The 21,251-nt window shown below is 58.1% G+C and carries 21 protein-coding genes; 5 read left to right on the plus strand and 16 right to left on the minus strand.

Features of this window, described 5'->3' with window-relative positions; genetic code table 11:
• Window positions 1-7: 7 nt before the first annotated feature.
• From ACSQ83_RS29165 to ACSQ83_RS29180, 4 genes are read right to left on the minus strand one after another with little or no spacing between them, the layout of a single operon-like run.
• Window positions 8-1,009, minus strand: a complete 1,002-nt coding sequence (locus ACSQ83_RS29165) for an ABC transporter substrate-binding protein (RefSeq protein WP_436230531.1) — start codon at window positions 1,007-1,009, stop codon at window positions 8-10.
• A 20-nt stretch (window positions 1,010-1,029) separates the two neighbouring features.
• Window positions 1,030-1,803 (minus strand): ABC transporter permease, encoded by a 774-nt coding sequence (locus ACSQ83_RS29170; RefSeq protein ID WP_414966344.1) that lies wholly within the window; start codon window positions 1,801-1,803, stop codon window positions 1,030-1,032.
• A 3-nt stretch (window positions 1,804-1,806) separates the two neighbouring features.
• Complete coding sequence (locus ACSQ83_RS29175; RefSeq protein WP_436230532.1) at window positions 1,807-2,559, minus strand: ABC transporter ATP-binding protein; 753 nt, start codon at window positions 2,557-2,559, stop codon at window positions 1,807-1,809.
• Window positions 2,556-3,308 carry a GntR family transcriptional regulator gene (locus ACSQ83_RS29180; protein WP_436230533.1) on the minus strand — a complete coding sequence of 251 codons (753 nt, stop codon included), beginning with the start codon at window positions 3,306-3,308 and terminating at the stop codon, window positions 2,556-2,558. The genes ACSQ83_RS29175 and ACSQ83_RS29180 overlap by 4 nt, the downstream gene beginning before the upstream one ends.
• A 411-nt stretch (window positions 3,309-3,719) precedes the next feature.
• Between ACSQ83_RS29180 and ACSQ83_RS29185 the strand changes: the two genes are divergently transcribed.
• Entirely contained in the window at window positions 3,720-4,040 is a 321-nt protein-coding gene (locus ACSQ83_RS29185; protein WP_414951560.1) for a DUF4148 domain-containing protein, read from the plus strand.
• A 237-nt stretch (window positions 4,041-4,277) separates the two neighbouring features.
• On the opposite strand, the gene ACSQ83_RS29190 is transcribed toward ACSQ83_RS29185, so the two are convergent.
• From ACSQ83_RS29190 to ACSQ83_RS29215, 6 genes are all read right to left on the minus strand, one after another.
• Window positions 4,278-4,958 carry a GntR family transcriptional regulator gene (locus ACSQ83_RS29190; protein WP_436230534.1) on the minus strand — a complete coding sequence of 227 codons (681 nt, stop codon included), beginning with the start codon at window positions 4,956-4,958 and terminating at the stop codon, window positions 4,278-4,280.
• Window positions 4,959-5,608: 650 nt separating this feature from the next.
• Window positions 5,609-6,946: a replication protein O gene (locus ACSQ83_RS29195; protein ID WP_436230535.1), complete on the minus strand. Its 1,338-nt coding sequence runs from the start codon at window positions 6,944-6,946 to the stop codon at window positions 5,609-5,611.
• A 338-nt stretch (window positions 6,947-7,284) separates the two neighbouring features.
• Window positions 7,285-8,247 (minus strand): ParB/RepB/Spo0J family partition protein, encoded by a 963-nt coding sequence (locus ACSQ83_RS29200; RefSeq protein WP_414951555.1) that lies wholly within the window; start codon window positions 8,245-8,247, stop codon window positions 7,285-7,287.
• Window positions 8,248-8,249: 2 nt separating this feature from the next.
• Entirely contained in the window at window positions 8,250-9,446 is a 1,197-nt protein-coding gene (locus tag ACSQ83_RS29205) for a ParA family protein (RefSeq protein WP_414951554.1), read from the minus strand.
• Window positions 9,447-9,693: 247 nt separating this feature from the next.
• The gene (locus ACSQ83_RS29210; RefSeq protein ID WP_436230536.1) at window positions 9,694-11,640 is read right to left on the minus strand and encodes a phage integrase family protein; all 1,947 of its coding nucleotides are present in this window, start codon (window positions 11,638-11,640) and stop codon (window positions 9,694-9,696) included.
• Window positions 11,641-11,889: 249 nt separating this feature from the next.
• Entirely contained in the window at window positions 11,890-12,744 is an 855-nt protein-coding gene (locus ACSQ83_RS29215) for an SDR family oxidoreductase (protein WP_436230537.1), read from the minus strand.
• An 88-nt stretch (window positions 12,745-12,832) separates the two neighbouring features.
• Here ACSQ83_RS29215 and ACSQ83_RS29220 point away from each other — a divergent pair, with 88 nt between their 5' ends.
• Complete coding sequence (locus ACSQ83_RS29220; RefSeq protein WP_436230538.1) at window positions 12,833-13,234, plus strand: winged helix-turn-helix transcriptional regulator; 402 nt, start codon at window positions 12,833-12,835, stop codon at window positions 13,232-13,234.
• 85 nt (window positions 13,235-13,319) lie between these two features.
• Here the strand turns inward: ACSQ83_RS29220 and ACSQ83_RS29225 are convergent, their stop codons facing one another.
• Entirely contained in the window at window positions 13,320-14,267 is a 948-nt protein-coding gene (locus tag ACSQ83_RS29225) for an aromatic alcohol reductase (RefSeq protein WP_436230539.1), read from the minus strand.
• 258 nt (window positions 14,268-14,525) lie between these two features.
• Between ACSQ83_RS29225 and ACSQ83_RS29230 the strand changes: the two genes are divergently transcribed.
• On the plus strand, window positions 14,526-15,431 hold the full coding sequence (locus ACSQ83_RS29230; RefSeq protein ID WP_436230540.1) for a LysR family transcriptional regulator: 906 nt from the start codon (window positions 14,526-14,528) through the stop codon (window positions 15,429-15,431).
• A 7-nt stretch (window positions 15,432-15,438) separates the two neighbouring features.
• Here ACSQ83_RS29230 and ACSQ83_RS29235 read toward each other — a convergent pair whose 3' ends face one another.
• From ACSQ83_RS29235 to ACSQ83_RS29250, 4 genes are read right to left on the minus strand one after another with little or no spacing between them, the layout of a single operon-like run.
• Window positions 15,439-16,248 carry a prolipoprotein diacylglyceryl transferase family protein gene (locus ACSQ83_RS29235; protein WP_436230541.1) on the minus strand — a complete coding sequence of 270 codons (810 nt, stop codon included), beginning with the start codon at window positions 16,246-16,248 and terminating at the stop codon, window positions 15,439-15,441.
• 12 nt (window positions 16,249-16,260) lie between these two features.
• The gene (locus ACSQ83_RS29240) at window positions 16,261-16,752 is read right to left on the minus strand and encodes a DsrE family protein (protein ID WP_436230542.1); all 492 of its coding nucleotides are present in this window, start codon (window positions 16,750-16,752) and stop codon (window positions 16,261-16,263) included.
• 55 nt (window positions 16,753-16,807) lie between these two features.
• Entirely contained in the window at window positions 16,808-17,599 is a 792-nt protein-coding gene (locus ACSQ83_RS29245) for a sulfite exporter TauE/SafE family protein (protein WP_436230543.1), read from the minus strand.
• 3 nt (window positions 17,600-17,602) lie between these two features.
• Window positions 17,603-18,322, minus strand: a complete 720-nt coding sequence (locus tag ACSQ83_RS29250; protein WP_414951543.1) for an MBL fold metallo-hydrolase — start codon at window positions 18,320-18,322, stop codon at window positions 17,603-17,605.
• 221 nt (window positions 18,323-18,543) lie between these two features.
• Here ACSQ83_RS29250 and ACSQ83_RS29255 point away from each other — a divergent pair, with 221 nt between their 5' ends.
• Complete coding sequence (locus ACSQ83_RS29255) at window positions 18,544-19,074, plus strand: DUF962 domain-containing protein (protein WP_414951542.1); 531 nt, start codon at window positions 18,544-18,546, stop codon at window positions 19,072-19,074.
• A gap of 181 nt (window positions 19,075-19,255) precedes the next feature.
• Window positions 19,256-19,573, plus strand: coding sequence for a DUF4148 domain-containing protein (locus ACSQ83_RS29260; protein ID WP_436230544.1), 318 nt, complete (start codon window positions 19,256-19,258; stop codon window positions 19,571-19,573).
• A 262-nt stretch (window positions 19,574-19,835) separates the two neighbouring features.
• On the opposite strand, the gene ACSQ83_RS29265 is transcribed toward ACSQ83_RS29260, so the two are convergent.
• A complete protein-coding gene (locus ACSQ83_RS29265; protein ID WP_436230545.1) occupies window positions 19,836-21,218 on the minus strand; it encodes a PLP-dependent aminotransferase family protein in 1,383 nt (460 codons plus the stop codon).
• Between the last annotated feature and the right edge of the window lie 33 nt (window positions 21,219-21,251).

Genomic DNA, 21,251 nt, shown 5'->3' on the forward strand with positions numbered 1-21,251 from the left:
GCTCCTGTTATTGGATTGATTTCGACGCGGCATAGGGGCCGGTATCGAAGAGATCGGTGGGCAGCGTGCCTTTGATCACACCGCCGTCCACGAATATCTGGTGCTCGCGCTTGAGCGTCTCGAGGTCAATTGGATCGAAGGTCACGCGATTGATGTCCGACCATCGCGAGGCATACGCTTGCGCGTCTTCGGCGGGAAGATTCGCGCTCTTCTGCAAGATTGCGGCTACATCGTTCTGATGCGTTGCGCCCCACTGCAGCGCCGTGCGCATGCCCGCGATCAACTTCGCCACGTCTTGCGGATGCTGGGCGAGGTAGTCCGCACGGATCGCGCTCACGCCTATGTAAGGCGTTGCATCGGACTTCGTCAGCTTCTTCCATTCACTGCCAAAACTGCCGAGCCGCTTGATCTTCAATTCCTTCAGTTGTGCGATGGTTACCGATCTCAACGCGGCAGCATCGACCTGCTTTTGGACCAGGAACTGCGCGAGCCGCGCTTCGTTTCCTGGGACGATGGAAAAGTCGTTGGCCTTGATGCCGTCATTGCCCTGCAGCACCGCGGTGGCGATTGCCGCAACCGAACTGCCCGGCGGCGACATGCCGACTTTCTTGCCACGGAGGTCGGCAAGCGACTTGATCGGCGAGTCCTCCGGCGCAACGAATTCGACATCGGCCGGTTGAGTCGCAAGCACGATCTTCAACGGCACGCCCTCGGCGGCCGTGCTGAAAACAGCGGCTGCGGGCGCCGCGAATGCGAAGTCGATCGCGTTGGCGGCCAGCGCGCGATTCGGCGCGTTGACGTCGGAGAAACGAACGAAGGTGACGTCGAGGCCGCGCTGCTGCAGAAATTTTTGCGCCTCGAGCACCGCGCCGAAACCCAGGCTCACGCCGCTCGTCCAATAGCCGATGCGCATGGGTTCAGCGTGCGCCGTCTGCAAGTCGCCGAGCATCGCGGCCGTCGCAACGGCAGCTGCCGCCGCGCCTCGCCTGAAGAATGAAATGCGTTTCATGTTCCTTGTTCCCCGTTATATCAGTCGGTCTTTTTCCATCGAAACAGGCGGCGCTCGAGTGGCTTCAACACACCCGCTTCGAGCAACAGCATCAGGACAACGAGCGTGACGGTCCACGCGAAAACCTGATCGGTTTGCACGAGATCGGCCGCCTGCCGCAAGCGGTAACCAATGCCATTCGATGACCCGATCGTCTCCGCCACCAGCGACACGCGCCAGCCGAAACCGAACGCGAGCCGCGCGCCGGCGAAGAAATGCGGCAGGATGGTAGGCATGAAAATCTTGCGCATGATCTGCGTTCGCGACATGCGAAAACTGCGCGCGAGCTCGACGTGATTCCTGTCCACGGTCAGCGCGCCTTGCCATACATTCGTCAGGATCAGCGGCATTGCCGTCATGAACACGACGAAGATGGTGGTCGCGTTCGAAATGCCAAACCAGATGATGGCGAACACCGCCCAGATCGCCGACGACACGGTGTTCACAATCGATAGCAGCGGCTCGAAGAAATTCGCCACGCGCGGGCTGGAACCAAGCGCAATGCCAAGCGGCGCACCGACCGCAGCGGCGAGTAGAAATCCAGCCACCACGCGATACAGCGTGATGCCGAGATCATCGAAGAACGTGCCGCTTTGTACGAGACCGACAAATGCGTGCGCCACTCTCAGCGGCCCGGGTAATACGAACTGCGGCATGCGCAGCGATACGAGCCACCATGCCGCGAGCAGCAGGACAACGAGGACCACGCGTTGTGCAACGGTTGAAACGAACGAACTACGCGGAACAGTGGACATGGGTCAGATCAGGAGACGCAATTGGCGGATCGCCTCGGCCACGGTGGGATCGGTGGCGGTACGCGGGCGCGGCAGGTTGACATCGACAATCTCGCGCACGCGGCCAGGACGCGGCGCAAGCACCACGACTCGATCCGCAAGCACAATCGCTTCCTCCACGTCGTGAGTCACGAACAGCACGGTCATGCGCTGCGTGGCATGAATGCGCAGCAGTTCGTCGTGCATTTGTGAGCGCATCTGCGGATCGAGCTTTGAGAACGGTTCGTCCATCAAAAGGATGCGGGGCCCGGTGACAAGGCTCCGTGCAAGCGCAACGCGGCTGCGCATGCCGCCCGATAACCGGTGCGGGTGGGAATCGGCGAAACCTTGGAGTCCTACCAAATCAAGAACCGCGTTTGCGCGCGTGTGGCGTTCGCGAGCTGGAATCGCGGGACGCGCCGCTTCAAGACCGAACTCCGCATTCGCACGTGCGGTGCGCCAGGGCAACAGCCGGTCTTCCTGGAACATATACGAGAGAGCATTGCGGTCCTTCGTCCCTTCGCTGCGATTGCCGTCGATCCAGAGTTCGCCTTCGCTCGCCTCAAGCAGTCCGGCAACCATATTGAGCAGCGTGCTCTTGCCGCATCCCGAGGTGCCGAGGAGCGCCACTATTTCGCCTTGCTCGACATCGAACGAAACGTGATCTATAACCTTTAGTGTTCCGAAGTTTTTCCCGACACAGCGCAATGAGATGGCCGCGGAAGTGGTGGCGCTCATCGGCGAAGCTCCGCCACTGTGTACAGCGGCAACGATGCCCCCGCGCTGGAAAGACTCGCGTAGACCTTCTCCATTGTCATGCTCTGGAATGTCTCTATATGTCGGCGCGCAATGGTCTCCGCGCGGCGTTCATCGCCTGCGATGAACGCATCGATCATCGCGTTGTGATCGTGCTTGATCTCGGGTTTGGTGCCCTGCACTCCAAAGCCAAGCGCGACGAGACGCGACATTTTATCGAGCAAGCTGGCGAGCGTTCTATGCAAGCGCTCGTTACCGCTGGCTGCGGCTATCGCCAGATGAAATCCGCGATTCGCGTCGAGGAAAACATCGATTTGCGCCGACAGCGCCCGCTCCGGATGCGGCACGCGGCATGCCGCTTCGAGACGCCGCAGCAATTCAACGTCCACACGCCCGCAGGCCAGCCGCGCTGCCAGTGGTTCGAGTTGTACCCGCAGCGCGAACACCTCTTCGACATCTTTCAATGTGATCGCTGCAATTCGATAACCCTGTCGCGGCAGAGAACGAACGAAGCCCTCATGTACGAGCCGCACGAGCGCGATACGGCAACTCGTTTTGCCGATGTCGTACTCCGACATCAGCTGGCTTTCAGTCACGGTCGACCCGGGCATGAGCTTGCACGAAAGCAGGTCGCGGCGTATGCGGTCATAGGCGTCATCGCCGCGCAACACCACGGGAGATGACCGCGTAAGCAAATCGGGCGTGGAGCTGGCGGGTTCGTCGTAGGTCATGACTGTTGGTTGTGAGCTGCTCACGACATGAATTTGATACGTTCAAGAAACTATCGTAGGCGTTTACGTCAATTTGCGAAAACAAGTTATTTAAATATGTAAGTCCTGTTAGGAGATATCGTGGGCGGCTCAGAGCATTTGTTCCTTTCGTGTACTGCATAGTCTGAGATTTACGCTGCTTGCGCTTTCTTACAGGCTTCGCTCTTTTCGTACTGGTGGAAATTTTGACAATTATCTGCAATCCTAAGTATGTCATTTGTTGTCTCGCTCGCAACGAAGCTGGGTCCAAATCGATGAGAATGATCGCATTGTTGTTCCCAGTAAATGAAATCGAGGGAAGAACTTAAGCGAGCGCTGACCTGGCCTGCAGTTTGCATGTATCCGCTTAGCAAACTTCATGGGAGTTCGATCATGTTCAAGACTTTTGTTCCTGCCGTTGTTATCGCCTCAGCACTCGCCGCTCCAGCGCTCGCCTTCGCTCAGGACAACACGCAAGTGACGCGTTCTCAGGTGAAAAGTGACCTTCAGCAGATGGAGCAGGCGGGGTATAACCCTGCGGCTGATCGTACGACTTATCCCAACCAGGCTCAGGCCGCCGAGCAGCGCGTGGAATCGGAGCGCGGCGTTGCCGCTACGTCGTATGGTCCTTCGATGAGCGGTACGTCAGATTCGGGCGTGCGCTCGTCGATTACCCCAACGGACGGAACGCATTCTATTTATTTCGGTCATTGAGCGGTGGCGAGTTTGAAACTGGTTTGATTGCCTTACGCACGAAAAGGCAGTTAGTGATGATTGGGTGGCTTCGACGCGCGATCAGTGGGTATCAGTGGGTGATAGTCGCAACTCTGGAACGGAAGAGGCCGTTTCCAACTGTCGTTGGAAACGGCCTCTTTCATAACCTTGTTCAAAGTTGCGCGGCTTTTGCCATTTGGGAGCTGGCGATCGTCAGCTCCCTCTAACCTGTAACCTTTATTCTTGGCCTTCTGCCGTTTCATCAAGCATCCGCATTGCTGCTTTCTCCGCATTTGCCACATGTAGTCGCGCAGCTGCTGCGGCTCCTTCCGCGTCCCGCGCCTTCAACGCTTTGAATAGTTTGTCGATTTCACGAAGACTGGCTGGGAGGCGATCTGGGTGCATCAATGAGGTGGCGCGGAGCAGGTTGACCCGCGAGTATTGGCTCATCAATATCTCTTTCACCAGCGCGTTGCCGCAGTTATTGAGGAGGACATCGTAGAGTTCGGTCTTCGCCTTGAGCACGCCTGCTTGGTCGCCGGCCAGTGCTTGTGCCCGCAGGGCCTTCGCTTTTTCTCCGAATTCTGCGATGGCCGCTTCGTCTGCAATTCGAGCGAATTCTCCGGCGGCGAATCCTTCGAGCAAACCTCGGATTGCGTACAGCTCCGTGGCCTCCTGCTTGGACATAATAGCAACGACCGGCCCTTTATGCGGCACGCTACATACCAGCTTTTCGGCTTCAAGTCGGCGCAGCGCCTCCCGAACCGAGGTCCGGCTGACGCCCAGCGTCTCGCACAAGTCGCGTTCGATCAGCCGCGCGCCGGGTGCGAAGCGCCCGGACGTGATGGCTTGTCGAAGCACATTCTCCACTTGATGACGCAGCGTTTCCGGCCGCACCAAACCCATTTCGGTTGTCATTATTGTATTCCCGTCTGACAAAGATCCCACCCGCATGATACTTGATGCGACGTGTTTGAATGAATGATCGTGACGTTGGCTTTTGGTGGGTTCAGCTGACATCCGTATCTTTGGGCAAAACTCCAATCAATTCCCGGATTTGTAGGCCCGTTCGCGCTTGTGTGTGCGGATGGCGGCTGGGCGTCCGACTCGTACTTCTCTTTTCTAGCGCGCTGTAGGCGGCCAGGGAGCGCGTTTGAATGCGGATAGAGCCACGCGGCTGATAGCTGAGGTTGCACGTCACAGTCGAAGGATGCGTTTAGGATTGACCGTTAGTTGCGATTTTACAAGTTTTATTCCGTTGACCATCACGACTCGTAGGTTTGGCATGGCATGTGCGCGCCGGTTTTGTTCCATCCATTTTTGGAAATTCCGTAGCTTCGGAACATCCTCCCTTGCATGCCGGCTTGATGTTTAACCACGCCCGACGCGACTTGCATAAGCGCTCCGCCAATGATCACGAGGGACATGTGCAGCCTTCATCCGTGAAGTCTCATGCGGCTGCTGTTCCCGTTACACGCCGATGACGTTGATCGATCGATGCTCCTCGTGCAGTGAACGCGCAGAACGTCCCAGACCATCACGCCGAGGAAACGAAAGGAAGCACGCCATTAACCAATTGCCTTCAGGCCTTGTCCAGAACTCACGTCAAGCTGCACGTCACGTGTGTCCAAGGAAACACCGGCACATGAGGCCCGAAGTATCTTCTTCATCTCACGCAGGCGATCGTTGACCGTCGATGTTCTGGCCCGCGGCGCCGCTTCTCCGCCCGGCATTGTGGCCTTTACCTGGAGCGGGTGATTCTGATTGTCGTCGCACTTCAATCGGAATGCGTTGATCTGATCGGGCGTCGCCCGGATGACTTCCCTTGCATTCAACGCAGCGACGAATGCCGCTGCCCACTGTCCGGTCGAGATGCGTGGCTTTGCTTCACGGTAGTCGTGGACGCTGATCGAATCCGCTGCGCTTGCGACCGTGATGAGGCGAGTGTTTGCCTTATCGATAAACACGTGGTCGGCGCACTGACGCACAGTGGCGTCGATATTCGCGGTTTGCGCGTTCTGCTCGGCCAGTCGTTCGGCAGCGAGTCGCTTGGCGCGAATCTGATGTCCAAAATCGACCGGTGAACGCAGCAGAGCGCGAAGATAGCTTATGGGGCGCTTTGCATTTCTCAGATGCTCCCAGGTCGCTTCGACCACGTCTGAAAGCAGCTTTGCCTGCGCTTTCGCTTCTCGCATGAGTTTAAAAATCAAAAATTGACGAAAACCCAAACTCAGCAAGCGCTGGAGATCCGCTGGGAGTTCTCCTGGTTGTCTCTTTTGATTCTTAGGGAATAGATCCTTATATATAGCTCCGTCTGCCACCGTGACACACGGCCGGCTAAACGAATGGCTGGATGCGCTGAGTGCCGTATCGTCCTGCGAAGACGGATCAGCTAGGCGTGCAGCTGATCCGTCAGGAAGCGAGGAAGGGGAAGATTGCGCCATGGACGGCTGAGACACCGCTGGCGGAGACATATACCCCAGCACGATCGCGGACTTTTCCGTGAGGTGGAGATAGGCGCGCCCAAACAACCCTGCGGTTCCAAAGCGTTTCTGGGGCACACGTTCAATCAGACCGGCTACTTCGAGGTCATCCAGGCTTCGATAGAACGTGCGCATCGATTGCATGGCGCGTCCCGTCAAAAGCTCTCGGCGGGCGAATATGGCGGCGTACGGCCGATTGGCGTCAACCGTGCGTGCGAGTGCGGCCAACACAGCTCGGGCTCGAGCAGGGAGTGCCGGGAAGTTTGCCGCACGATGAGCGGCCCGAAATACAACCCAAGGGAGATTTGATTGACCGGCGAGAAATTCATCCAGCGCGGTTTGGTCGATGTCAACGGAGTCGTCGGAGGGTGGAAGAAGGTACAAGTCCCCCTCGCCAGCAACGGAAAGTTGCGCGATAAGCATGTCACACGTCCATTTCTTCAAAATGGAAGAGAAACGCTTGACTGCCGATCGCTATCCGCTACACTTCGAGGTGTTGGGCCTTTATCCGATTCCCGTCGGAGAAATGCAGCGGTGGGCAAGCGACAGCGAAGCCCGGTTACTCAAAAGCCTTCGGTTCCCGCCGAAGGCTTTTGTTTTTCCTGCAGTCGAATCAGTTCATGATCATTCCTGGCTCTTTGGTTAAGTCCATGATTTTTAACGGTTCCCTACTAGGGAAGTCGTGAGTTTTGATTCGCGACTTCCGGGTACTGGAGTGCTGTGCGCTAAGTCATTGATTTAAAGCAGTTCCCTACTAGGGATCACTGCTTTTCGAGTTCCGACTCGATAAACGCGTGAATTCGTTCGGCCCACTGCTCTGCTTCGTCAGCCGCTTTGCCTGAGAACGACACTCCAATCACTCCGTTTCGAGCCGAAATCTGGCAAACCTTCTTGGCTCCGCGTTTGATAATCAGAGGCTCGTGCTTCTCGCGCGGCGCTCGATCCGGCTTCGTCGAAGCAACCGCTTGCGCTTGGGTATATGTGTCGTCGGTTAAAAGTCGCTCGATGGCTGCTTTAACCTTGTCGACACGGCCCTCCGCCACTGCCTTCGCCATTTGCTCTGCAGCGTTACTTCCCAAACGCTCGGGACGAGTTGCCAGCAGTTCCTTGCATTCGTCCGGCAGCAAATCAAACTTCATGATCCGGCCGACATGTGAGTCGCTGATGCCTGCCGCTTTTGCCAAATCTTCCTTCGTGATTCCGGTGGAATCGTGAAGCGACTTGAAGCCCCAAAATTTCTCGAAGTCCGAGAGAGTAGGCGACAAGAGATTGGAAAAGAAGGCGGCGTACTCAACCATCGACGCATCGATGTCCAGCACAATGCCGTCAATCTCAGTGCGGCCCAATTCCCGATACACCGAAGCCCGGTTATGACCAGCCACGATGTCGTACTCGCCGTCGTGGCGCTCGCGCACCGTTATAGGCTGCGCGAGGGGGTATGCCGACAGATTGGCTTTAAGCTCGGCGTATTCCGACGATGTAAGGCGTCGGCGACGACCCGGGATCTCGTGAAGTTTGTTCAGCGGGAGCTTGCCGGGCGCTCGCTGTTCCAGCGCCCGCTTCAGCTTGTCAATTTCAGCCTGCTGGCTGTGAACGCGCCCTTGAAGACCGATCAGCTGCCCAGGCGCAGTGCGCGGTGCGACCGGTTCCGAAGGTGCATCAATCCCGTCGTCATCGAGTCGAATTCCTGCCGCCTTCGCCTTTTGTTTCGCTGCTGTAGACATGCTTACTCCTTGTCCCAGAGGTAACAGACCTTGCTGTCGATCAGATCGACGACCTGGTCATACGGCACGCGAATTCGTCGAAGCGTCGCGGCATTGCCGTCATAGTTAGGGAAGTCGTACACCGTCGAAAAATCGTTCGTGGTCGTTCGGGCAAGGTCGGTTTCCGGGATTTCGACGGGCAAGACGCGCTCGCCGTAAGTCGTAATGACCCAGTCCCGCACGATGGACGCATTCGCCTTGTTCGGCATGCGCGTCACCAGGATGTCGATGAAATCGAACACCTTGGCTTCATCGGCCGATTCGCCGAACTGCTTCATGCCGGAGACCATGTCGGAGAAAAGCGACCAGAACTGGACCATCGACGCGAACGAGAGCGTGTCCGGCATCACCGGCACGATGACTCCATCGGCGGCAAAAAGCGCATTGATGGTCAAGTAACTCAGCGTGGGCGCGGTATCGATGATGATGTAGTCGTACTCGTGCTTGAGTTCCGCGAGCCCGTCGTTCAGCACGTTCCAGAACTTCGCGCTCGGCGACGCGTGAACGCGCGCCGGCAGCATGAATTCAGCGTTGAACAAATCCGTGGATGACGGGATCAGGTCAAGGTTTTCCCAATACGTCTGCATGGGCAAATGCTTCATATCGAAGGATTCGCCACTGACGTAAGCCTCAATCAAGGGCAAAATAGTCTGGTCGCCATTGATTTCCGCGTGCGGGTTGATCCCGTACAGCGTGGTCGCGCTGCCCTGCGGGTCCATATCTATATGGAGAACCTTGCGGCCGTGACGCAATGACAAACCCTGCGCCAGCACCATGGAGGTTGTGGTCTTGGTCACACCGCCCTTGAAGTTGCCGATCGCAATGACTTTGCCGTCTTTTCCCGCTGGACGTTGTCTTGGCTTACGTTCCGCCCGAACCCACTCGATGGTTTCGGCGAGCGTAAATTGTCGCGCGGCCCCCGGCTTTTCCTGGGTGCCTTGCGGCAGCTCTCCTTTCTTGATCAGATAGGAGAAGCGAGCTTTGTCGATGCCGCATAGTTCCTGCAGTTTGCCGCTCGGGAACACCGGGGCGACCTTCCGTGGGAACGGCTGGAGCATTTGAGTGCGAATTCGCTCGAGCATTTTCGCGGAGCGAGCCGCCAAATTGACGAGGTCGTCCGGCGTCACCTCGATAGGTGGCGTCGAAAGGTTAATATCCATGCGTTCTTCCCGGTGGCTCTGGTTCTACCAAAAACGTGGATTCTCCCTTAAAAGGTAGAACCGACGGTAAGCGAAGACTAAGAGGTATACGGAGTAAACGCAAGTAAACTTTGCCGAGCCCGAAAGCCGCAAAGGCACGTGGTTGTTAGGCCTAGGGGAGAAAGCTGAGAAAAGACTTGAGGCGAATCGAGGGTTTGGCGGCGCTTTTCGTCTGTAGATTCAAGCGCCGGCGAGGGATTTGTTGCTATCAGCGCGTCGGCGACATGCCGCTTTTACCGTTCGCAATCCCGCCCTGACGACTGGTTTTCACATACAAAAGCGTAGTGGACAGGCTAGCGTGGCCGAGCCGGATTTGGACTTCGCGGCAGTCCGTGCCGCGTTCTAGCGCGTGGTGCGAGTGAGTGTGGCGAACCCAATGCGTGCTCGCGTTGAAACAGCGACGTGAATCGAGCAGATTTTGCGGCGTTGAAAGAACAGCGACCCAGGAGAAAAGCCGGCGGAACACCTGTCCCATGCCGTCGGGCGTCAGCGAATTACCGGTGCGAAAGTGTGCAAGAAGAGGGGTGTCGGACGGACAGGCACTGGGGTCGACGGGCAAACCGCGGGCTCGCAGGCTCTCAAAAACCAATCCCATTACCGCTGATGAGACCGGAACAGTTCGAGCCGCACGGCCTTTTGCGGGCACTGTCAGTTGCCACGCGCTAGCCGATGCGCCGTCAGGCCGGGGCTCCAAGTCGTTCTCCAGCGTGGGTCGAACCAGGCGGCCGGTTGTTGCGTCCGCTAATTCCGCCCGCCGGAGCCCGGTCGAGTACGCGAGATTCAGCGCCAGATAATCACGCAAACCCCGTTGAGAGTACTGGTCGCGAGAGGCCGCCTGGACCACGCTCTGCCACTCCCCGTGGTTGAGAGAGCGCCCTGAAACGTCGATCCGCGCGCCGATTTCCACTGCCGCGACAGTCGAAAAAGGATTGCGCGCCCAATAGTTCTGCTCGACCAGCCACTGGCCCATCGCGTGAAGAATTGCCCGCGCGGTTTCCCGGCTGCGATTAGAAAGGGAGCCGATGAACGGTCGCCAATCGAGATGAGTCCGCTCTATTTTCGCCCGTCCGACCCAGCGTGCGGCTGGTTGCGGATCGGCCAGAAACGTCTCGATATACCCCGCGCAGTCGGCGTGATCCAGCGACGACAGCGCTTTCTTCTTCTCGTTGATTGCCCACAACAGCAGGCGCTCCGCCTCCCGGCGGTAGGCGCGAGCGGTGTGCGGGCTGTGCTGCCGAGTGGCGAGCCACGTGTCGATTGCTTGCAAATCCGTGTCCAGCGGGCACGAAGAACGGTGGTTTTGCGCCCGGTTGGTGCCGGCAGAACCGTCCATTTCCGCGGGTACAGCCAGTGATTCGATCGGCACGATACCATTCTGGCGCGGCCGGACGAGCGTCGGATCGCCCTGCAACAAGCGTCGGCGGGGAATGAGCGCGCGTCTGGACAGCGTATGACGGAGCGAATCGGCGTGAAGAGCAAGCCAGTCAACAATCCGGCGAGCCGCCTTTGGCCCGACGCGCGCCACACTTGCATACCAACGGTGGCCGCGCGTCTCGATGAATCCGAGCAAATCGCCGAGCGTATGAATACCCGTGTGCTGAAGACGGCCGGCAATTGCTGGTTCGAGCCAGCTCGCGACCGGGTGGCCGGGCTGCGGAGCCTGGACCAGGCTGGCTTCCATGCGGGCGAGGGCGTCAATCTGGCGCCGGCGCAGGCGGGCATTGCGGGTCGTGCGTCTATCAATGCCCTGTGTGCTCTCCTGAGAAAACTCCGCCTGATACAGCTCCAGCAGCTCGGCTTCGCTATGAAAACCGTCAGGATCGACGGATTCCCGATAAGCCTCAAGCGATGGCATCTCGCTCGCCGCCAGCCGTTGTGTATCGGGAATGCTGCCTGGTCTCAGGCGCAGAAGATGCGTGGCTTCGACATCGCGGGTACGGCGGGCGGCACCTGACAGGGTGTCACGCAACAGGCCGATTAAACGACGAGTCGCCCGGAGGTCGGTGGTGGCATCGCCGTAAGTAGCGTGCAGTTGCTCGACCGAAATGCCATCCAGATATCCGCGATAAAGCGCGAAATGCTCACGAGTAAGCCGCTTGATTGAGGCGCGGTTCTCGGCATTGCGAATGGATGACGATGGTAAAGCGGCTGGCATGAGTTATTTATGCTGTCGTTTCAATAGCTTGGAGCGAGGCTACCAGCGCAGAGGCTGTTTGACAACAAAAAACGCTACATCTGATAAGTATACGGCCAGGTGTGAGAGATGGGCATTCCTTGTCATGCTGGCCGGGTAGTAAAAGCTGAAAGGCAATGCAACGCCGCCGACACATTGAACCGTCGGCGCGTGTCGGTTCCATTGACTATCCGACACGCGCCATCGCTACCAACTACAAGAGACTGGCGATCACGCCGCGAGCGCTTCGGCCACTACGGTAGCCAGCGGCGTCGTCGGCCGGCCAAGGAGTTGGCTCAACTGCCGACCATCGTCGAAGAGCGCGCCCTTCGATGTAGCCGCATCCGAGTCCGACAGCAGCGCAGCCATCACTTCCGGTAACCCGATACCGACCAGCGCCGCCTTATAGTCCGCCTCGGACAGATTCTGGTATTCGACCTTCTTGCCCGACTGCCTGGTTATTTCGGCTGCGAGCTCGGTGAGGGTGTAGGCGGAATCGCCGGCCAGTTCATAAACGCGCCCAGCCTGCGCATCACGAGTCATCGCGAGCGCTGCCGCTTCCGCATAGTCCGCCCGCGCGGCCGATGAAATCTTGCCGTCGCCCGCGCCGCCGAGGATCGCGCCGTGTTCGAGCGCAGCGGCGAGGCTTCGGAGGTAGTTCTCGGTGTACCAGCCGTTACGTAGCAAAACGAACGGTACGCCCGATGCGCGCAGTGCTTCTTCCGTCTCGCGATGTTCATCGGCTAATCCAAGCGGCGACGTATCGGCGCGCAGCACACCGGTGTACCCGATCAATCGCACGCCATTGCGCTTCGCGGCATCGATTGCCGCGCGATGCTGGACTGCGCGCCGGCCAATTTCACTCGATGAAATCAGCAACACTTTGTCCGCGCCCTTGAAGGCGGCGTCGAGCGTGGCGGGTTCGTTGTAGTCAGCGCGACGGACTTGGACGCCGAGCGCGGCGAGATCCGCCGCCTTCTCCGGACTGCGCACCGCCGCAACAATGCCACCTGCCGATTGGGTCTTCAACAACGCTTTGATAACGAGCCGGCCGAGTTGGCCGTTGGCTCCGGTAACGACGATCATGATCAAACTCCTGGAATAAATGGGACCGAAGCCGTACCGTATCGGATAAACTAACTTTTCGTAAGTACGTACGCGAAGGTAAGTATCCATGGATTCAAATGTTGATTTGGCTCAGGACGGTGTGCCGTTATCGGCGATGTTGCGTCGCGGCGAATTGCTGTCAGCGGACTGCCCGTCGCGGGAAGTGCTGAAGCACGTCACGAGCCGATGGGGTGTTCTCGTGTTGATGGTGCTGCTCGAGCAGACTTGCCGTTTCAGCGATCTGCGCCGGAAGGTCGATGGCGTGAGCGAAAAGATGCTCGCGCAGACGCTGCAGTGGCTGGCCGCCGATGGCTTCGTGATTCGCACTGTGTATGACGAAGTGCCGCCGCATGTTGACTATCGGCTGACGCCGCTGGGGGAGGAGGTCGCGCGCCAGGTGACGTCGTTGGCGGACTGGATCGAAATTAACCTGTCGCGCATCCTGAGTGCGCGGACGGTGAACGCGTAGCGGCCGCGAGGTTTTTCGTGCTGCCCAGACCCGATCCGCTGGCTCGTGCTTCAGCGGATCTAAGGCCCCGGCAGTACGGTTGAGCTTATGACTGACCGGCAACGCTTTCGCGCGCCACAAGACTAGCGCGCATCCAGTCTTCGAGCCCGCAAGCCGCAATGCCGCGTTGGGCATTGAACGTCTGCAACTTGTCCCACGCTACGCCTTTCCCTTCGGCGAATACCGCGCGATATTTCTTGATCGAATTCTCCGGATCATCGGCCAGTTCGCGTTTCAATTCCGGCACGCTCCACTCGGTGCGACGGACATTCAGGTCCAGTAGTTTATCGATTGAATCGGCGAGTTGACGGTAAGTCACGGTATCGCCCGCGATATACACAATCTGATTCACGATACGCGGCTCCGCGAACACAATCTCGGTGGTCAGCGCGCCAATGTCGCCGGCGGTTGTCACGGTCACGCCGATGTCCCAGCTTCCCAACGCGTTCACGGTGTTTTGCGCGAGATCCACCACGCCGAACGACGGTTCGAAGAGAAAGCTGGTAAACATGCCCGTCGATACGATCACCCATTCCGTCTGATTCTGCGAGCGCAGCAGGTCGCGCACGTCGAGCTGCTCATCGAACAGATCCTGCGGACTGTCACGGCCGATAACGTCGTAGTCAACGCCAAATTGCCAAGGGAAATATCGCTTCACGCCCGCCTTCAGCGCTGCGCGGGCGAGCTTGCGCTGAACGCCGCTGCCGCCCACGAATCCCGTGCACGAGATGACCGTGTGGAAGCGTTCAAAAACCGCAGCCAGCGAGTCTTCCGATTGCGCCGCCAGATCACCGGCGACCAGTTCGATCCCAAGCGTCCGCAGCTCGGCAATGTCTGTTTGCTTGGCGAGATCCTGCGAATCGATGGTCGATGGGCGCAGCAAAACCGCGATTGAAATTCCTGTTGCCGGTGTAGCGCGGCCCGCGAGACTGCGCAACATGGCCATGCCGAGTTCGCCTGCACCCAGGACAAGAATAGAATTAGCATGCGACATACGAGTACCCTTTTTAGCTTGAGAGAAGTTGTCGGATGCGTGTTTACGCGACCCGTTATCACCGGTTCATTTCTCCGCAGTGGGTTTAAGGGGAGATCCTCCGGACACTCGAAAGTCTAGTGGCGCGGGTGCACGGCATTGTTCGCCGTCACTGAAATGAGAACGCGCGCACATCGAACGATGTCGAACGATTCAGTTTTCGAACTGCCTGTCACCGACGAAATAAACGACGCAATAGAACCGGACACGTGGCCGTTCATGGACAAACTTCAAGCGATGACAACCTTTGCCCGGGTCGTCGAAACGCAGAGCTTCAGCAAGGCGGCGCAGACCTTGTCAATGCCACGGTCATCGGTCACGACGGTCATCAAGAATCTCGAGAAGCATCTGGGTACGCCGCTGCTTCGGCGAAGTACACGGACTCTCAGCCTCACCGATGCAGGCGGGCGTTATTACGCGTCGTGCCGGGCGATCCTCTCGGACATAGCGCAGGCAGAGAGCGGCCTGTTAGCGGATGCGGCGACTCCACACGGGCGAATACGAGCGGGTATGCCGGGCGTATTAGGCCGCGCGATCGTGCTGCCGCGGCTGCGGGAATTCGAACAGCTTTTTCCCGGCATTGAACTAACGCTGGTTCTTAGCGATCGCCCGGTCGACCTGATTTACGATGGTATCGATTGCGTCATCCGCACTGGCGAACTGACGGACTCGACGTTGACCGCACGCAGGCTGGGCCAACTGAACTGGTTGACTTGCGCGGCGCCACGATATCTTAAGGAGTACGGTGAACCTGATACCGTCGAGTCGCTCAGCGATCATCGCGCGGTCAACTATATAGCGAACGCGACGGGCCGGCCGCTCGACTGGCGCTTCAAGGTGGACGGTGAGAATGTCACGGTCACCATGCCAAGCCGATTCGCCGTCAATGAGACAGAAGCGTATTTGCAATGCGGCCTGGAGGGACTGGGATTGATCCAGTTGTCGGAGTTTGTCGCGTCGCCGTATCTGGAAACCGGGCGTCTGAAAGAGGTTCTGGCAAGCGCGAGAAGTGCGCCGGTGCCCATTTCAATTGTTTATCCGAACGGGAGGAATGCGGGCGCGGCTATCAAGGCTTTCGTCGATTGGATCATCCGGATCTTTCCGCAAAGCGGCGTCAATGACTAAAACATCTTCAGGGCGAAGGATAAAACGCGTTGAGCGCCTGATTGAACGTTGCTTTGGAGAAGGGGCCGAGGTGTTTCGATAACAGCCGGCCGTTTGCATCGTAGAAAAGCGTGGTCGGAAAGCCGATAGCACCCACGGCTTTCGCCACTGCGTGCGCGGGATCAAGTAGGGAATTCTGGATATGCAGGTCATGAGACTCAAGATAACTATCCACATGACTCGCGGTTTCGCCCTGGTTGACAAACACGAGATTGACGCCGGGATGGTCAATTTGTGCGCGCGCGAGCACCGGCATTTCAGACTGGCATGGGCCGCACCATGACGCCCAGAGATTGACCACGGTCGGGTGGCCGTCGCCTGTGGTGAGCGCTTGTTGATCGCCGTCGCGATTCATCAACGCAATCGAAGGAATGGTCTCAGGTGTTCTATAAAAAGCGATGGCAGCATTCGCTACGCCCCATACCAGCACGCCTGACGATACCGCGATGACCAGCGGTTTCCGCATCGACGGTAAACGAAAGAAGAACCGCGCAGCCACGCAAAGCCCGGCCAGGATCCCCGCGATAAAGTCGAACCCGAGATCGCGGATATCGAACATCTTCAGGAAGTTGTCCTGGAAGTCAGGGAAAAAGCGAATGACAAACGATAAACGCGCGACCAGCAATCCGACCCATACGCTGGTGAAAATTACCCGTTGAAGTTTCGGCTCGCCATGACTCGCGAACTGCGCAACAAGTAATGCTACTGCAATACTCAACACGAAAATCAGCGGGTGCAGCGGTAACGCGATCGGACCTATATTCAATTTCAACCTCATGCTTCTTGCCATCTACAACGGCATCAAGCTATATCCATCTTTTTGCAAAAGGGTAATGGTCGTGAGTGCAGAAAGTGAGCGCGTCACGCCGGGAAGAAGGGCATCTTGCGGGAAACCATTGGCGATTAGCGCCTGCGCGCAAACCGATATTTCAACGCCCGCTGCTTGCAGCGCTCCAATGAGGCGCGCATTCGGATTTGGCCGTGAATGGGCGGCCTGGTATGGCGAGTCGTTCAAGACACTCGATGTCGCTTCGCCGTGGATAACCGCGACACAGTGAAGCCGATCCGGCGTCACCCCGGACATGCGGTACAAGTTCACGGCGCGCGCGACGCGCTCGAGTCCCGCATTAGGCGCCTCGGGCTTCTTGCCTGGCGCGCTGACCGAAAAAACGATCCGGTATGTCGCATTCGCGTCCGGCAGGTGAACCGCGCCGTCGATCCAATGCGCTTGTCCAAATTCCTCGATGACAGGACTTCCCGGAGCGAACTTAGCTTGCGTCATGACTTGCCTGCATCGATTAAGAGTTTGAGTTGATTCAGTGTCAGCGCTCCGAAAGTTATCGCGCCTGCCACGAGTGATAGAGCATATAGGTTGCGACCGAAATAATCATCGCGGAGAAAACGCGATTCAGCGCGCCACGCTTTCGTGCGAGGCGACAGGCCGCCTGAGTGCCCAATAAACCGCCAACCACGCCACCGCCGATAAATTCCGCCGCAACCAGCCAGTCGACTTGACCCGACAGCGAGTAGTTGATCGCTGTTGTCAAACCAAACGAGCCGACCGCGAATAGCGACGTGCCGATTGCATCGACGATCTGCATTCGACCGGCGAACATCAGGCCCGGGACGACCAGGAAACCTCCGCCGATCCCGAAAAATCCGGACAAGCTTCCTGCACCCAATCCCGTTCCGCATAACCGCGGATAAGGCGTCGGGTAAGCGCCGGCAACGGCCGTGGCCGAGGGGCGCGGCCGGAGCATGAGGAACGCGACGAAGCACATCAGGAACGCAAAATAAGTCAAAAGCCTCTGGCCGTCGACCAGTTTGCCGATGCTCGAACCCAGCATTGCGCCAAGCACGCCGCTCGCCGCGAACGCGAAGGCGGGTCCCCAACGGACATGCCCGGCGCGCGCGTGCGGAATCATGTTGATGTAGGCGCTGGCCGCGACCGCCAACGCCGCGGTCCCGATCGCGATGTGCGGGTTCTGGACACCGACTACGTAGAGGATCAGCGGCACGGCGAGGATCGAACCGCCCCCACCGACGAGGCCAAGCGAGAAGCTGACGAAACCGCCGCAGAGCACCGCTGCGATTGCTTGCGTCACGGCAGCGGAAGCATGAAGGGTCATCGATCAGCCCTGGCGCGTTGCGGGCGTCGATGGCTGACCGCATGCCAGGTTCGCGGGGATGGCGACATCCATCATCTTGGGGCTCGGAAGATTCAAGCCCTTCATGATTGCCACGTATTCGCTCTCGGTTTTCCCCGCGAGTCTTGGATTGAAGTGCTTCTCCTCACCGATGCTCGACGCGGTCCATCCCTTGTAATCGTGAGCCGGGTAGAGCGTGGTTTCGTCGGGTAGCTTGAACAGTTTGTTGACGATCGAATCCCACGACCGATGCGCGTCGCCGCCCTGAAAATCAGTTCGTCCGCTGCCGCGAATGAGCAGGACATCGCCGGTGAAAACGGCTTGCGGTGCCGAAGGGTTCAAGACGAAGCTGAACGATTCATCGGTGTGGCCGGGCGTATAGAGCGCGCGTAGCGCGATGCCGTCGATACGCAGGATTTCATCTTCACGCACATGCTGCGATACGCAATGCGCCTTCGACATCTCACCCATGATCGTCGTGCACTGCGTGGCATCGCGAAGGTCGCCAAGCGCCGTGATGTGATCGGCATGGGTGTGGGTGTCAATGGCATGAACCAGCCGCAGATCCAGCTGCTCGATCACTTTCAGATATTGGTCGAGCTGCTCTTTTACGGGATCGATGATGAGCGCTTCCCCACCTGCCCGAGAGGCGAGCACGTAGGTGTAGGTGCTTGACTGGCCATCGAAAAATTGCCGGAACAACATTGCCTTATTACCTCGAAAAACTCCGCTATATTACTTTTACATATAAGCTTATCTCTATATAGAATAAAGTATTCAGAGCCGGGAAGTCAACGATTGAAAGGCGCCTAAGGTAATAAGAAGGGGGGAATCAACTGAGGGTATCGGCGCAAACACGAATGCGCGTTAAAGCCGTCATCGCGTACGCTAAGCCATGCCATTCACGATGAATCGGAGAGCACTCTATGAAATCCCTGGTTGACCAGCTTGGACAGTACGCGGTGTATCACCGCGACTCGCGCAATATCGTTTCGCATCTCATCGGCATTCCATTGATCGTGGTCGCGGTCGCCACGCTACTCGCCCGTCCGGCGCTCGGCGTGACGGGCACGCTGAGCGTGTCGCCGGCAATGCTGCTCGCCGCGGCAGTCGCCGTGTTCTATCTTCGGCTCGACCTGCGGTTCGGAATCCTGATGACCATTTTGCTCGCGCTGAGCGTGTGGGCGGGAAAGCTGCTCGCGATGCAGACAACCGCATCTTGGCTTGCCTGGGGACTGGGACTGTTTTTTATCGGCTGGGTGATCCAGTTCATCGGGCACTATTTCGAAGGCAGCAAGCCGGCTTTCGTAGACGATGTCATCGGGCTGGCGGTGGGGCCGCTCTTCATCGTCGCGGAGCTGGCGTTCTTCCTCGGACTGCGCGACCCCGTTCGGCGTGCAATTGAAGAACGCGCCGGCCCCATACACGGCGCTGCCGGTAAAGGAGCCGTTCGCTGACCGTCGGCCCCTTGTATGGCGACATTCTCGGCTCCCTTTCAATTAGCTAGGGTTTACACTAAATCAACAATAATCCCTTGCGCAGTCTGCTATTAATCTTAAGCGTGCATTTACCTACACTTGAATCACTGAAACGCGAACAGGGTTGTTCGCGGCGAAAATCAAGATTCGGAGGTAGGTCATGAAACTCGTTCACTCGCTTGTTGCTGCAGCGCTCGCTATCCCGGCCGTGTCGTCTTTCGCGCAATCGAACGCGCCCGTTACTCGCGCCGAAGTAAAGGCCCAACTGGTCCAGCTTGAAAAGGCGGGCTATCAACCCGGTCGCGATGACCCGTATTACCCGGCTGACGTTCAGGCTGCCGAAGCGCGTGTGTCTGCGCAAAACGGCGCTGCCAACAGCTACGGCGGTGTAATCGATGGCACGTCCGCATCGGGTGGCCACGCAGTCGTGAGCCCAATTTCGAATGACAACGGCACGTCGATCTACTCCCGCCATTAATCGACGTTAGCCGCTCGCAATATCAAGCCGCGCAGAAACGATGGCGGCTTGGAAAAATGCTTCGAAGAGAGTTGGTGAGCGCGTGGTGATCTTGCGCGCTCATTCAATTCACTTAGCCATATCGAATCAACGAATTAACGAATCTACGAACAGCACCTCCTCCAGCGGGTCGCTCCGATCCCGATGGAATTCGCCCAACTCATAGTTGGGCTTTTTTTGCTTTCGACAAAATGCGCAGGGGGAGCAGCGAGGTGCCTACGCCTCAGCCGAGTGCTTTGAGCGCGGCCGCAAATCGAGGATCCTTCAGATACGCGACGTTAAACCGGCAGTACGGCGAAACGCTTTCCGCGTGAGGCGAAAAGACCGTCCCCGGCGCGAGAATGACGGATTGCGCGAGCATCGCTTTCGCAAACTTGATCGAGTCCTCGCAATGCGGCAGCGCTGCCCAAAGATAGAGGCTCTGTTCGCTGACCTTATAGATCGTCGCGCCCAATGCGTGAAGCGCGTTGACCCCCGCTTCGGTCGCCCGTCGAAGTTTCTCCTGCATATGATTGGTGTGACGCAGGAAGTGGCCATCGCTGAGAATGGCCTCCAGCGTGCGCTCGCAATACTCCGAACTGCTCACGTGCGTCAGCATTTTTACATCGGCGAGATCGCTTGCCAGCGCCGGGTCGCAAGCAAGAAAGCCCACGCGCAACGCGGCGGATACCGACTTCGCGAAACTGCCGATATAAATCGTCCGGCGCAATTGATCCAGCGTCGAGATGCGCGTAAGCGAGCGTGGTTTCAGGTCGGCGAGCGCATCGTTTTCGACAATCGTGAGATCGTAGGTTTCGGCCAGCCGGAGTATACGATGCGCCTTCGCGGCGCTCGTGTCGGTCGCGGTCGGATTGTGTCCCACTGATTGCGTGAAAAAAAGTTTCGGCCGATAGGTTTTCAAGTGCTCCTCGAGCACCGCGATGTCAGGGCCATCAATCTCTCTTGGCACGCCGACCATGTTCGCTCCGCTCAACTTCAACTTCCCGAACAGCGGGTAATAACCGGGGTCGTCGACGAGTACGGTGTCGCCCGGACGCACGAAATATCGCAGCACCATGTCCATCGCCTGATTCGCGCCGTGCGTGAGCACGATCTGCGTCGGCGCGGCTTCAATCTCATACGCGGCCAGCTTCTGCTGAAGATGCTGGCGCAACGGCAGATATCCGAAGCGGCTGCCGTATCGAAACAGCGAACCCACGCCGGTCCGGACCACACGCTGATGGAATTGATCCAGACGCGTTTCTTCCAGCCACTCAACCGGCGGAAATCCTTCGCCCAGGTTAAGAAACTCGGGCTTGTTCTGCAGCTGTTCACGCATCAGCCAGACAACATCCATAGCCCGGTCCAGCGTGGTGGGTTCTTCTCCGACCGGCTGTACGTCGACCGAACGTGACACGAAAAATCCCGACCCTCGCTTCGGTTCGATCAGGCCGCTTGCCGTCAGGATGTCAAAGGCGCTGATAACGGTGTTCTTCGAGCAACCGTTCCCCTCAGCGTATTCCCTAATCGATGGCAATTTGGCGCCAGCCTGAAGCAGGCCGTCTTTGATCTGTCTGGCCAAATTGTCTGCGATGGAGCGAGGCAGGCCCGTCTTTTCGCGTTGCATGATCCTGATTGCTCCGTGTCCGACTGAATTGTT

Origin of the sequence: Caballeronia sp. LjRoot29, assembly GCF_964252755.1 — a bacterium.
Lineage (GTDB): Bacteria > Pseudomonadota > Gammaproteobacteria > Burkholderiales > Burkholderiaceae > Caballeronia.